The organism is Kitasatospora sp. NPDC058115, from assembly GCF_042884635.1.
GTDB lineage: Bacteria > Actinomycetota > Actinomycetes > Streptomycetales > Streptomycetaceae > Kitasatospora.
Window position 1 is genome coordinate 167453 of the sequence record NZ_JBHVTL010000017.1, and the last position, 13186, is coordinate 180638.

A 13186-nucleotide genomic window follows, 5' to 3' on the forward strand; every position below is an offset into this window, starting at 1 on the left:
AATATGAAGGTCGGATAGTCTGCCGCCCGCGCGACGGGGGGGAATCCCCGCGCAATCGCCGGGAATTGCGTTGATTTCGGACCATTGAGGTACATGTGAGAATTCGCCATGCGCTCATGGCGGCGGCGCTGGTCGCGTCGCCGATCGCGCTGACCGCCCCCGCCGCCCAGGCGGCCGGGAGCGATCCGGCCCGCAGCATCCGGATGGACGGGTTCGCCTCCGTCGAGCCCGGCGGCGGCTGGTCCGAGGGGTCGGTGACGGTCAGGAACGACACCGACCAGGTCTCCGCCGACCACGTGCTGGTCTACTTCGGCTCCGAGATGATCGGCGTGGACGAGATCGTCGCCGAGTACGCCGACGGGGCCTCCGGGGCGTGGCAGCCGTTGAAGCTGACGGCCCAGGACCTCGGCGGGAAGACCGGCGGGCACGAGGGCACCGCCGCGGACCTCACCGGGGCCGGGGTCGAGGTGCAGCCGCACGCCGAGCGGATCTTCAAGCTGCGGTTCAAGCTGGTGCAGACCGAGCGGCGGGGCCCGGCGACGGACTTCGGCGTGGAGGCCTTCATCGGCCCCCGGCTGGGGACGGGCGGCCAGGCCGAGGAGTGGGTGTCGCGGACCGGCCGGGTGGCCAAGGTGAACGGCCTCACCACGACCATCGAGGGGCTGCCGAAGTCGATTCCGGCGGACGGCAGGCCGCACCCGTTCAAGGTCTCGATCAAGACCGCCAACACGTTCGACTGGCACCTCACCACGGCCTCGTTCTTCCTGTGGGCGGGCCAGGGCGTCGGCTCGATGGAGGGCCCGCCGGCCTGCGACGCGCAGGTGGACGTCCAGGACCCGAAGGACGGCAGCTGGCACCGGGTGGGCCTGGGGGCGGTCGGCATGGTCGGCGGCACCGTCGACGTCGCGAAGTGGGCCGCGGGCCCGGTCGACCACAAGGTGCTCAACGCCCGGATCACCCTCGGCAGGAACTTCAAGCTCGGCTCCTCGGACCCGGAGCTCGGCTTCGGCTACTACCCGGGCGCCGGCCCGGTGACCTTCTGGACCACCCAGCCGGTCGCCACGACCCCGGTCGACGGCGCACCCGACTGCGTGAACCCGGACGCGCCGACGCCGAGCGTCCGGCCCACCACGACCACGACCACGACCGCCGCGCCGGCCCCGACGGCCACCGGCTCCGTGGCGCCGAGCGCCGCCCCGAGCGCGTCCACCGCGCCGAGCGCCACGCCGAGCGCCACCCCGTCGGTGGTCAAGGCCGCCGCCAAGCCCTCCCCGACCGCGACCGGCGGCCGGCAGTCCGAGCTGGCCGACACCGGCTCCTCCGGCTCCCTCGCCACGGCGGGCATCGCCGCCGCCCTGCTCGCCGTCGGCGCCGCCGCCGTCGCGCTGACCCGCCGCGCCCGGCGCGCCGGCCGCGGCTGATCCGCCGCGGCCCGGCCGCACGATCCGCACCGCCCCGCAGGGCCCCGCCCTGCGGGGCGGTGCGCGTCCCGGCCCCGGGCGGCGCGGGCCCGCGGGCTCAGATCGGCAGGCGGGAGACCAGCAGACGGCCCTCCATCGTCACGCCGCCGTCCATGGCCACGGCCAGGTCGTCCGCGTAGACGTACGGGCCCGGGACGTGCGGCGGCATGCCGTCGTCGGCGTGCACCGCGCCGGTGAGGTACGGGATCGGGCTGTGTCCGTGCACGACGCGCGCCCCGCCGTAGGTGTCCAGCAGTTCGCGCACGGCCATCGGGCCGGCGTCGCCGCGGAAGGCGAACCGCTTGGTGAACCGGCGGAAGCAGTCCCACCACTCGTCGACGCCCTCGTCCGCGAGCAGGTCGTGGACGGCGTCGTTGACCTCGGCGATGGACTCGCCGTACTCCAGGTACGCGGTGGTGTCGGAGTGCAGCAGCAGGTGGCCGTCCTCCAGGGCGATCGCCGGGAGCCGGGAGAGCCAGCTGATGTGGTGCCCCTCCAGCCGCTCCAGGTCGCTCTGCTGGCCGCCGTTGAGCCGCCAGGCGGCGAGGAAGGAGGCGGTGCCGGCGGTGGACTGGACCGGCTCGTCGCCGTACTTGGCGGCGCCCAGGAAGAGCAGCTCGTGATTGCCCATCAGGGCACGGCAGTAGCCGCCGGCCGCGGCCGCCTCGGCGGCGAGCTGCATGACCAGGTCGATCACGCCGATGCCGTCCGGGCCGCGGTCGGTGAAGTCGCCGAGGAACCAGATCCGGGCGCGGCCGGCCGACCAGTGGCCGTCGGCGTCGATGATGCCCTGGTGGCGCAGCTCGGCGCGGAGCTCGTCGAGGTAGCCGTGCACGTCGCCGACCACGTAGAGCGGGCCGGGCGGCTCGCCGGGGCCGGGGGCCGGGTACGGGTGGTAGGGCAGGCCGGGTTCGGCGAGCGGGGGGCCGAGCTCGATGGTCGGCGGGTCGTCGCTCTGCGCGCCGCTGCCGGGGCCCTGGTGGCCGCCGTGCGCGGGGGACGGGTGGTCGGTCAGGGTGGGCTCGTAACCGCCGTGGCCGTCGTGGCCGTCCTGGCCGGTGGGGGCGTGCACGGTGTGGCCGTGCTCGGGGCCGGCGGCCGGCCAGTGCTGTTCGAGGTAGCGGGCGCCGCCGTAGCCGCTGTAGGTCTCGGCCTCGTAGCCGCCCCCGGAGTAGCCGGCGGCGGGTTCCGGTTCGTAATAGGTGCCGTACGGCAGCACGTCGAGGTCCGGCTGGTGGCGGGGGCCTGAGTCCGGGTGTTCAGGCCCGGGGAAGCGGTCCTCGGGTGTCATTCGCCCATCATAGGAAGACCACTCTCCCGGCGTCGTCACCTGGTGGGTATCCAATCCTCCGGAGCGTCAGCCGGTCGGTCCGTCAGGTCCGTTTTGTCCCGACTCGGCAGGGGGTGGGCCGCGCACCCGGAGGGGTGCGGCCCGGGGTCACACCTCGCCCGGCGGGCGGGGCGGGCTGACCGTGGTGCGCGGGCTCCGCCGTTGGGAGGAGGCGCGGACGATGAGTTCGGTGGGCATCAGGGTGCCGGGCGGAGGGCCGGTGCCGGCGGTGCGGAAGCGTGGCGGGAAGAGCCGGGCGATGTCGACGCCGGTGCCGGAGTCCACCCCCTCGATGGCGTCGATCAGCAGGTTCACCACGGTGGTGCCGATCCGCCGCGGCTTGAGCGACAGGGTGGTGATGGGCGGCTCGGTGGTCGCGTAGACGTCGCTCTCGCTGCAGCAGACCAGCAGCAGGTCGTCGGGCACCCGCAGGCCGTAGCGGCGGGCCGCGGCGAGCAGGTCGGTGCCGTTGGGGTCGAAGAGGCCGTAGACGGCGTCCGGCCGGTCGGGGCGGGCGAGCAGCCGGTCGGCGGCGACGGCGCCGGCGGCCGGGTCGTGCGCGGGGTAGGTCTCGTAGACCGGCTCCTGGCCGACCTTGGCGCACCAGCCGAGGTAGGCCTCGGTGGAGAGCCGGGTGTAGGTGTCGGTGCTGGTGCCGGTGAGCAGGCCGATCCGGCGGGCACCGGCCTCGGAGAGGTGGTCGAGGATGCCGAGCACGGCGGCCTCGTGGTCGTTGTCGACCCAGGCGGTGACCGGGCAGTTGCCCGGCTTGCCGTCGCTGACCACCGGGACGCCGGACCGGTACAGCTCGCTCACCAGCGGGTCCTGGTCGGGCGGGTCGATCACCACGGTGCCGTCCAGGGCGATGTTGCCCCAGACGTCGTGCCGGGAGGAGGCGGGCAGCACCACCAGCGCGTAGCCGCGGCCCAGGGCGGCGCTGGTGGCGGCCCGGGCCATCTCGGCGAAGTAGGCGAACTCGGTGAAGGTGAACGGCTCTTCGCCGTAGGTGGTGACGGTCAGCCCGATCAGGCCGGACCGTCCGGTGCGCAGGGTCCGTGCGGCCGCCGAGGGGCGGTAACCGAGGCGCTCGGCGACTTCGCGCACCCGGCTTCTGGTCTCGTCGGGCAGGCGGCCCTTCCCGTTCAGCGCGTCGGAGACGGTGGTGATCGACACTCCGGCGGCTGCTGCCACATCCCGGATGCCGGCCCGCTCCAGACGCCGTGAGGTGGTGGGACGCCGACCGCTCTGGTTGGCTGCTGCTGTCATGGCGGACCGATCGTATGGCTCCTGACAAGGGTCTGTGACCGGCGCATTGGGAGCCTGTGGAGATACGTTTCTCCATGAGTGAGCCCGCGCGCGCCCCTTCGATCCCCGGACGAAACCTGCCGGTTCACCTCTGACATGTGCCAAAGGAACCCGGCAGAATGGCTGATCTGCACCTGTAGCCCGACCGGGCATCTCACTCCTACGGGTGAGTGCGATCGGTATCGTTCGGGGCACCCGACCGGGGTGGACCGGATGCGTTCCGATCCCGGGCACGGCGGCGATCCCGGCCGTGGCGGGCGAACGCAGCGGAAAGACAGAAGGAGACCGACCGTGACCGCAGCACAGGGCCCTCGCCTCAGGCCGACCCTGGACGGCATTCCCACCTACAAGCCGGGCAAGCCCGCCGGCGCCGACGCGTACAAGCTGTCGTCCAACGAGAACCCCTACGAGCCGCTCCCCGGCGTGCTGGAGGCGGCGGTGGCGGCGGCCGGCAAGCTCAACCGCTACCCGGACATGGCCGTCACCGAACTGACCGCCGTGCTCGCCGAGCACTTCGACGTGCCCGCCGAGCACATCGCCACCGGCACCGGCTCGGTCGGCGTCGCCCAGTCGCTGATCCTGGCCACCGCCGGCCCCGGCGACGAGGTGATGTTCGCCTGGCGCTCCTTCGAGGCCTACCCGATCATCACCCAGGTCGCCGGCGCCACCCCGGTCCCGGTCCCGCTCACCGCCGGCGGTGACCACGACCTGGAAGCGATGCTCGCCGCGGTCACCGAGCGGACCCGGCTGATCTTCGTCTGCAACCCCAACAACCCCACCGGCAACGTGATCCACCGCGCCGAGCTGGAGCGCTTCCTGGACGCCGTCCCGGCCGACGTGCTGATCGTCGTCGACGAGGCGTACATCGAGTTCATCCGCGACCCCGAGGTGCCCAACGGCATCGACCTCTACCGCGACCGCCCGAACGTCTGCGTGCTGCGCACCTTCTCCAAGGCCTACGGCCTGGCCGGGATGCGGGTCGGCTTCGCGATCGCGCACGAGCCGGTGGCGGCCGCCCTGCGCAAGACCGCGGTGCCGTTCGGCGTCACCCAGCTGGCCCAGGACGCCGCCGTCGCCTCGCTGCGCGCCGAGGACGCCCTGATGGTCCGGGTGGACGCGCTGGTCGAGGAGCGGAACCGGGTCGTCGCCGGGCTGCGCGCCCAGGGCTGGGAGATCCCGGACTCGCAGGCCAACTTCGTCTGGCTGGAACTCGGCGAGCGCTCGCAGGAGTTCGCGGCGGCGTGCGCCGAGGCCGGCGTGATCGTCCGGCCGTTCCCGGAGGGCGTGCGGATCTCGATCGGTGAGGTCGAGGGCAACTCGATCTTCCTCGCGGTGGCGGAGGCGTTCCGCAAGGAGCTGTGACCCCTTCCGCGGTGCGCGGCGGAGCGGGAGGCCCGGTGGGGCCGCCCGCTCCGCCGCGGCGTTCGCGGGGGCGTCCGGGCCCGGCGGGGCACGGGCCGGCCGTCCGGCGGCTCAGGAGCGGCTGGGGATCCCGTGGGAGGCGGCTGGGAGGTCGGTCAACACTTCGCCCACGGCCCGCCGGGCCGGTGCCCGGCGGCGCCCGGACCGCGGCCTATGACCCGGTTCGGGCGGTCAGCCACCTCCCAGACGGTGTCCAGGGCGGTGCAAGAGCGCCCCGGGATGCTGGGCGCCATGAAGGTGTTCCCGCGACGGCGAGGTGCCGTCCTCGTCAACTCCGCGCTCGGCGTGGCCCTGGTGGGTGCCGCCGCCCTGGCGTACACCGTGCTGGACGACGACCCCGGCACGGCGGCCGCCAAGGCCCCGGTCCGGACGGCGACCGTCACCAAGGGCACGGTCCTGGCCACGGTGTCCGGAACCGGCACCCTGGCCTCGCCCACCGACGCGGCCCAGGACTTCACCACCGGCGGGCGGCTCACGGCCGTCAACGTCGCCGTCGGGGACACGGTGGCCAAGGGGCAGGTGCTCGCCACCGTCGACACCACCGCGGCCCAGCAGCAGGTGGACGCCGCGCAGTCGGCGCTGAACACCGCCACGGCCAACCTGACCAAGGCCCGCGCCGGCGTCACCACGACGACCGTCCAGCAGCTGCCGGCCAGGTCCGGCGCCTCGTCCGGCTCGTCCGGCTCGTCCGGGGCGTCCGGGGCGAGCGGCCGCGGGGCGGGCGGGAGCAGCGCGCCCGCCCCGCAGGCCGATCCCTCCGCACAGGCCGACCCCGCCCCGCAGGACGACCCGTCCGGGCAGGCCGACCCCTCCGCGAAGGCCGACCCGTCCGCGCAGATCAGCCCGTCCGCGAAGGCCACCGTCCCGGCGGCGCAGACCACCGTGCCCGAGCCGCGGACCACCACGATCACCACCACCAAGGTCGATGACGCGGCGGTGGCCCAGGCCGAGCAGCAGCTCTCCACCGCGCAGACCAACCTCGCCAACGCCCAGGCGGCGCTGGCCGGGACGACGCTCACCGCCTCGGTGGACGGCACGGTCGCCTCGGTGGGCGGCAAGCCCGGCGACACGGTCGGCCCGACCGGCGGATCCGGGAGCTCCTCCGGCGGCTCCTCGTCCGGCTCCAAGGCGTCGGCCGGCTCCTCCACCGCCCCCAGCGGCTTCATCGTGCTGACCAACCCGACCGGGATGCAGGTCACCGCGAACTTCTCCGAGCTGGACTCGCTCAAGCTGAAGAAGGGCGAGGCCGCCACCGTCACGCTGAACGCGCAGTCCGACCGCAGGTTCAACGCCTCCGTGCTGTCGGTCAGCCCGCTGCCGGTGAGCGGCTCCGGCGGCGGGTCGGCCGCCGTCCAGTACACGGCGACGCTGCAGCTCTCCGGGGACGTCAGCGCGTTGCGCACCGGTCTGAGCGCGACCGTCTCGGTGGTCACCGGTGAGGCGGACAACGCCCTCTCGCTGCCCACCGCGGCCCTGTCCGGCACCGGCGCGAGCCGCACGGCCACCGTGGTGCGGCCGGACGGCGGCACCGAGCGGGTCGGCGTCGAGGTGGGCGTCGAGGGCGACACCACCGTGCAGGTGGTCTCCGGGCTGGCCGAGGGCGACCGGGTCGAACTGGTCTCCACCAGCGGCTCCAACGGCTTCCCCGGCGGCTCCTTCCCGGGCGTGAAGGGCGGCGTGCCGGTGATCGAGGTCCCCGGCGGCGGTGGCACGGGCGGCGCGGGCGCCGGCCGGGGCGGTGGCCGCTGATGTCCCACGACCACGCCGGGGCGCCGGCCCCGGTGATCCGGATCCGCCGCCTCACCAAGTCCTACGGCCGCGGCGACGCCACCGTGCACGCCCTGCGCGGCCCCGACGACCCGGCCACCGGCGCCCCGCTGGGCGTCGACCTGGACATCGCGCAGGGCGACTACGTCGCCGTGATGGGCAGCTCCGGCTCCGGCAAGTCCACCCTGATGAACGTCCTCGGCTGCCTCGACGTGCCGACCTCCGGGCGCTACCTGCTGGACGGCACCGACGTCGGCCACCTGGACGAACGGCAGCTGGCGCTGGTCCGCAACCGCAGGATCGGCTTCGTCTTCCAGTCCTTCAACCTCGTCCCCCGCACCACCGCGCTGGCCCAGGTCGAGCTGCCGCTCGCCTACGCGGGCGTGCGCTCCGCCGAGCGCCGCCGCCGGGCGCTCGCCGCGCTCTCCCTGGTCGGCCTGGCCGACCGCTCCGGGCACCGGCCCAACGAGCTCTCCGGCGGCCAGCAGCAGCGGGTCGCGGTGGCCCGGGCGCTGGTCACCGTGCCCGCGATGCTGCTCGCCGACGAGCCCACCGGCAACCTGGACAGCCGCTCCACCGAGGAGGTGCTGGCGCTCGTCGACGGCCTCAACGCCACCGGCCGCACGATCGTGCTGATCACCCACGAGGACGAGGTCGCCCGGCACGCCAAACGGGTGCTGCGGCTGGTCGACGGCGCGGTCGTCGCCGACGTCCGGCAGGCCCCGGTGGACGGTCCGCCGCCCGCGCTGCCCGGGGCGGGGGTGCCGGCGTGATCCTCTGGCAGACGCTCCGCTTCGCCGCCGGCGGCCTGGCCGCCAACAAGGTGCGCTCCGCGCTCACCATGCTGGGGGTGCTGATCGGGGTGGCCTCGGTGATCCTGCTGCTGGCCGTCGGCAACGGCTCCTCGGTCGCGGTCAAGGAGTCGATCACCTCGCTCGGCACCAACGCGCTGACCGTGACCTCCGGTTCGGCGACCGGTGGCGCGCGCTCGGCCGGCACCGCCAGGAAGCTCACCGTGGCCGACGCCCGGGCGCTCGCCACCGAGGCGGACGCGCACGCCGTCCGGTCGGTGGCGCCGGTGGTGACGACGAGCGGCACCGCGCTGTACGGGGACATCGCGTACAGCCCCGGCTCGATCGTCGGCACCTACCCGGCGTACTTCGAGACCGCCAACCAGAAGGTCGGGCACGGCGAGTACTTCACCGCGGACGACGTGCTGAACTCCCGCAAGGTGGCGGTGCTCGGGGCGACCACCGCCAAGCAGCTGTTCGCCACCGCCGACCCGGTCGGCAGGACGATCACCGTCGGCGGGACCCCGTTCACCGTGGTCGGCGTGCTGCGGGCCAAGGGCGGCACCGGCTTCACCGACCCCGACGACGTGCTGATCGCCCCGCTGCCGACGGTGCAGAACGCGTTCACCGGCTTCGGCCCGGTCAACCAGATCCTGGTCCAGGCGGGCTCGGCGGACCGCACGGCGCAGGCCCAGTCCGAGATCACCCGCGTCCTGCTCGGCACCCACGCGATCGCCGACCCGAGCAGGGCGGACTTCCGGATCAGCAGCCAGACCTCGCTGCTCGGCGCCCGCGAGTCGACCAGCAGGACCTTCACGGTGCTGCTCGGCGCGGTGGCCGCGATCTCGCTGCTGGTCGGCGGGATCGGCATCACCAACATCATGCTGGTCACCGTCACCGAGCGGACCAGGGAGATCGGCATCCGCAAGGCGCTGGGCGCCCCGCGCGGGGTGATCCTCGGGCAGTTCCTCGCCGAGGCCACCCTGCTGTCGGTGATCGGCGCCGGACTGGGCGTGCTGGCCGGGATCGCCGGCGCCCGCTTCACGATCGTCGGCATCGAGCCGGTGGTGATACCCGAGTCGGTGCTCGGGGCGTTCGGCATCGCCGTCGCCATCGGTCTGTTCTTCGGAAGCTATCCCGCCAACCGGGCCGCCGCGCTGCGCCCGATCGACGCCCTCCGCCACGAGTGACCAAGGAGCGCTGAACATGAGCGACGAGACCGAGCCGCACACCCCCGCCGAGCAGGTCGTCCTGCTCGCCCCCGCCCCGGAGGCCGGGGACGTCGGCGGAGAGCCGGCCGGGCCGCCGCGCCGGCGGCTGCCGTGGGTCCCGCTGGTGCTGTCCGGTGTGGTGATCGCCACGGCGGCCTTCGCCGGCGGCGTCTGGTACCAGAAGGACCAGGGCTCCGACCGCGCCGGCGGCCGGACGGGCGCCGCCGGGGCCCAGCAGCCGCGGGGCGGGGCGGGCGGCTACCCCGGCGGCGTCCCCGGCAAGGGCGGGCAGGGCGGGCAGGGCGGCGCGGGCGCCGGCAAGGAGGTGCAGGGCGGCCAGGGCGGCTTCACCCGGGGCACGGTCAAGGCCGTGGACGGCACCACCGTCTACCTCACCGACAGCAACGGCAACACCGTCAAGGTGACCACCGCCGACACCACGAAGGTGCAGCTCAACAAGGAGGGCACGGTCGGTGACCTGCAGCCCGGCCAGAGCGTCACGGTGGTGGGCACCCCGTCCGGCGACGGCGGCTACGCCGCGACCCAGCTGATCGGGGGCGCCGCCGGACCCGGCGGCGGTTCCCGGTCCGCGTCCGGCGGCTGACCCGGCCGCCCCGGACGCCCGCGCGGCCCGGCCCCGGTTCCTCCGGGGGGCCGGGCCGCGCACCCCCGTCGCGGCTCGCGCGGGACCGCCGCCCGAGCCGTGCGCACACCATCGAGGCCCGCCCTGCCGGTCCGTCCGTACAAATCCGCCCGATAAGGTGTTAATCCAACATTCATCGATGGCCCATAGCCTCCCCGGGCTAGCCTCAAGCTGAACGCCATCGTCCGACCGGGAGGCGGAACCCCCGTGCAAGGCACTGTGTCGACACCAGGAACTTCGGCGGTGAACAGCGGCGGCCCTGGGGAGGCCTACCTCCTCGTCGTCGACGACGAACCGAACATCCGCGAACTGCTGTCCGCCTCGCTCCGCTTCTCGGGCTTCCGGGTCGCCTCCGCCGGGACCGGCGCGGAGGCGCTGCGGCTGATCGCCGCCGACCGCCCCGACCTGGTCGTCCTCGACGTGATGCTGCCCGACCTGGACGGCTTCACCCTCGTCGAGCGGCTGCGCGAGCAGACCAGCCGCGGCCTGATCGCCGGCCCCGCCCACGGCCACCCCGGCGACCACCTGCCGGTGCTCTTCCTCACCGCGAAGGACGGCGTGGGCGACAAGGTCCAGGGCCTCGCCGCAGGCGCCGACGACTACGTGACCAAGCCGTTCAGCCTGGAGGAGCTGATCGCCCGGATCCGCGCCATCCTGCGCCGCTCCGGCGGACCGGCCGAGGACGGCCGGCTGATCGTCGCCGACCTGCTCCTCGACCCGACAGCCCACGAGGTCACCCGCGGCGGCAGCGTCGTCGCGCTCTCCCCGACCGAGTTCAAGCTGCTGCACTACCTGATGGCCAACGTCGGCCGGGTGGTCTCCAAGGCGCAGATCCTCGACCACGTCTGGGCCTACGACTTCGGCGGTGACCTCTCCATCGTCGAGTCCTACATCTCCTACCTGCGCCGCAAGCTCGACTCCGGACCGGCGCACGGGCCCAAACTCATCCACACCGTGCGCGGCATCGGCTACGCCCTGCGCCGCCCGCCGCAGGGCTGAGCACCACGCAGTGATCGTCGCCCCGCCCCGCCGGCTCGGCCGGCTGTCCCTGCGCGCCCGGCTGCTGGTGCTGGTGCTCGTGCTGGTCACCACCGGGCTGGTGGTCAGCGACACCGTCGTGCTCGGCAGCGTCCGCCACCAGCTGCTGCAGCGGCTCGACGAGCAGCTGGAACGCTACGCCGAGCCGCTCGCCCGCCGGGCGCCGTCCCGGCTCAGCTGGCCGGACGCCAAGCAGCAGCAGGTGCCGGTGGCCGGCGGCAAGCGCACCTCCACCCAGTACCTGGCCACCCTGCCCAGCCAGTACCTGGTGCAGTACCTGTCCGCCGACGGCAAGGTGCAGTTCGTGGTGCGCCAGCCGGTCTCCGAGAACGACCCGGCGCCGCAGCCGGCCGGCTTCGATCCCGCCAGGCTCGACCCCGACACCCCCTTCGACCTGCCCGACCAGCGCGGCGGCCGCAACCGCTGGCGGGCGCTGGTGCTGCCGGTCCAGCGGCAGAGCGCGCCGGTCAGCCCCTTCGCCGCACCCGCGCCGAACTCCGCGTACGTGATGGTCGCGGTCTCCCGGGAGGACATCGACGGCACCGTCGCCCGGCTGCGCACCGCCTTCCTCGGCATCGGCGGCGCCGTCCTGCTGCTGATCGCCGCGCTCGGCTTCTTCGCGGTGCGGACCGGGCTGCGGCCGCTGCGCCGGATCGAGGAGGGCGCCCAGCGGATCGCCGACGGCGACCTCTCCCACCGGATGCCCGTGCTCCCGGCGCACACCGAGGTCGGCCGGCTCTCCGTCGCGCTGAACGGCATGCTGGCGCAGATCGAGTCGGCGTTCGCCGCCCGCCAGGAATCCGAGGCCCGGATGCGGCGGTTCGTCGCGGACGCCTCGCACGAGCTGCGCACCCCGCTGGCCGGCATCCGCGGCTTCGCCGAGCTGTACCGGATGGGCGCCCTGCCGACCGAGGCCGACGTACGGCGCACCATGGGCCGGATCGAGAACGAGGCGGTGCGGATGGGCGCCCTGGTCGAGGACCTGCTGGTGCTCGCCCGGCTGGACGAGGAGCGCCCGCTCGACCTCGCCCCGATGGACCTGCGCACGCTCGCCGCCGACGCCCTGCACGACCTCACCGCGCTCGACCCGAGCCGCCCGGTCGCGCTCACCGGCCCGGCCGGCAGCGGCCCGCCCGGGCCCGCGCCGGTCCTCGGCGACGAGGCCCGGCTGCGCCAGGTGGTCACCAACCTGGTCGGCAACGCCGTCAAGCACACCCCGCCCGGCACCCCGGTGCGGATCGGCGTGGGCACCGACGACGGCCTCTGCCTCCTGGAGGTCGCGGACGCGGGCCCCGGCCTCACCGCCGACCAGGCCGCCCTGGTCTTCCACCGCTTCTACCGCGTGGACGGCTCCCGCAGCCGCAACGACCGGCGCGGCGGCGCGGGCCTCGGCCTCGCCATCGCCACCGCCCTCACCCACGCCCACGGCGGCGCCCTCACCCTGCACACCGCCCCCGGCAACGGCGCCACCTTCCGCCTGGAACTCCCGCACCAGCGCTGAGGCCCGGAGGATCACCGGGGGCCGTCCGGGCCGGCGTCCCCGTCCAGGAGGCCCCGGGCGAGCAGACCGGCCTGGAAGCGGGAGCCGGCGCCGAGGGCGTCCATGAGCTCGGCGACCCGGCGGCGGTAGGTGCGCAGGGAGACACCGAGCAGGCGGGCGCCGGTCTCGTCGGTGTGGCCGGCGGCCAGGGTGCGCAGGATGTCCCGGGCCCGGCCGGTCAGCGGGGGCGGCGGCGCGGCGCAGTCGGCGAGGACGGTGGCGCTCTCCCAGGTGGCCCGGAACAGCGAGCGCACGCCCTCGACGACCTCCGGGGTGTGCACCACCGTGTAGGCGCGGACGCCGCGCACCGGGGCTCCGGCCAGGATCGCGGTGCGGCGGTCGATGACGATGGCCTCCCGGGCGATCGGCCCGTCGGAGATCCGGACCTCGATGCCGCTCGCGGCGATCCGCCGCAGCCGCCGGAGCGACTCCGGGTCGGCCAGGGCGCGCCGGCTGTACAGCTTGCGCATGGTCAGGCCGGGGACGACGCGCGGCCGCTTCCCCTCGCGGAAGGCCGCGTTGACGCCCGCCGACCAGGTCACCAGGTCGGCGGCGGCGACCAGGAACTCCTCGCGCGAGGCCAGGAAGAGGTGGCCGGCCCGCTGGACGAGCTCGTCCTCGCCGTGCAGGGTGATGATCTGATCGGTGCTCATGGCAGCAAGCTGCCAGATCGGCCGGC

At 74.5% G+C, this 13186-nt stretch carries 11 protein-coding genes; 8 read left to right on the forward strand and 3 right to left on the reverse strand.

The annotated features are described in order from the left end of the window. Positions 1-95: 95 nt before the first annotated feature. The gene (locus tag ACFVVL_RS19865; RefSeq protein ID WP_387676892.1) at positions 96-1421 is read left to right on the forward strand and encodes a hypothetical protein; all 1326 of its coding nucleotides are present in this window, start codon (positions 96-98) and stop codon (positions 1419-1421) included. Positions 1422-1518: 97 nt separating this feature from the next. On the opposite strand, the gene ACFVVL_RS19870 is transcribed toward ACFVVL_RS19865, so the two are convergent. Continuing rightward, positions 1519-2751, reverse strand: coding sequence for a metallophosphoesterase (locus ACFVVL_RS19870; RefSeq protein ID WP_387676895.1), 1233 nt, complete (start codon positions 2749-2751; stop codon positions 1519-1521). A 147-nt stretch (positions 2752-2898) separates the two neighbouring features. Next, positions 2899-4056, reverse strand: a complete 1158-nt coding sequence (locus ACFVVL_RS19875; RefSeq protein WP_078879728.1) for a LacI family DNA-binding transcriptional regulator — start codon at positions 4054-4056, stop codon at positions 2899-2901. A gap of 330 nt (positions 4057-4386) precedes the next feature. On the opposite strand from ACFVVL_RS19875, the gene hisC reads away from it, so the two are divergent. From hisC to ACFVVL_RS19910, 7 genes are all read left to right on the forward strand, one after another. Further along, on the forward strand, positions 4387-5457 hold the full coding sequence (gene hisC, locus ACFVVL_RS19880) for a histidinol-phosphate transaminase (protein ID WP_387676899.1): 1071 nt from the start codon (positions 4387-4389) through the stop codon (positions 5455-5457). Between the two features lie 291 nt (positions 5458-5748). Beyond that, entirely contained in the window at positions 5749-7266 is a 1518-nt protein-coding gene (locus ACFVVL_RS19885; RefSeq protein ID WP_387676902.1) for an efflux RND transporter periplasmic adaptor subunit, read from the forward strand. Then, positions 7266-8057, forward strand: a complete 792-nt coding sequence (locus tag ACFVVL_RS19890) for an ABC transporter ATP-binding protein (RefSeq protein WP_387676905.1) — start codon at positions 7266-7268, stop codon at positions 8055-8057. The genes ACFVVL_RS19885 and ACFVVL_RS19890 overlap by 1 nt, the downstream gene beginning before the upstream one ends. Continuing rightward, entirely contained in the window at positions 8054-9265 is a 1212-nt protein-coding gene (locus ACFVVL_RS19895; RefSeq protein ID WP_387676908.1) for an ABC transporter permease, read from the forward strand. The genes ACFVVL_RS19890 and ACFVVL_RS19895 overlap by 4 nt, the downstream gene beginning before the upstream one ends. 16 nt (positions 9266-9281) lie before the next feature. Beyond that, positions 9282-9890 (forward strand): hypothetical protein, encoded by a 609-nt coding sequence (locus tag ACFVVL_RS19900; RefSeq protein WP_387676911.1) that lies wholly within the window; start codon positions 9282-9284, stop codon positions 9888-9890. A 282-nt stretch (positions 9891-10172) separates the two neighbouring features. Beyond that, positions 10173-10928: a response regulator transcription factor gene (locus ACFVVL_RS19905; RefSeq protein ID WP_380289706.1), complete on the forward strand. Its 756-nt coding sequence runs from the start codon at positions 10173-10175 to the stop codon at positions 10926-10928. A 10-nt stretch (positions 10929-10938) separates the two neighbouring features. Continuing rightward, positions 10939-12468 carry a sensor histidine kinase gene (locus tag ACFVVL_RS19910; protein WP_387676914.1) on the forward strand — a complete coding sequence of 510 codons (1530 nt, stop codon included), beginning with the start codon at positions 10939-10941 and terminating at the stop codon, positions 12466-12468. Between the two features lie 11 nt (positions 12469-12479). Here the strand turns inward: ACFVVL_RS19910 and ACFVVL_RS19915 are convergent, their stop codons facing one another. Next, positions 12480-13160: a DNA-binding response regulator gene (locus ACFVVL_RS19915; protein ID WP_380289702.1), complete on the reverse strand. Its 681-nt coding sequence runs from the start codon at positions 13158-13160 to the stop codon at positions 12480-12482. Positions 13161-13186 lie beyond the last annotated feature (26 nt).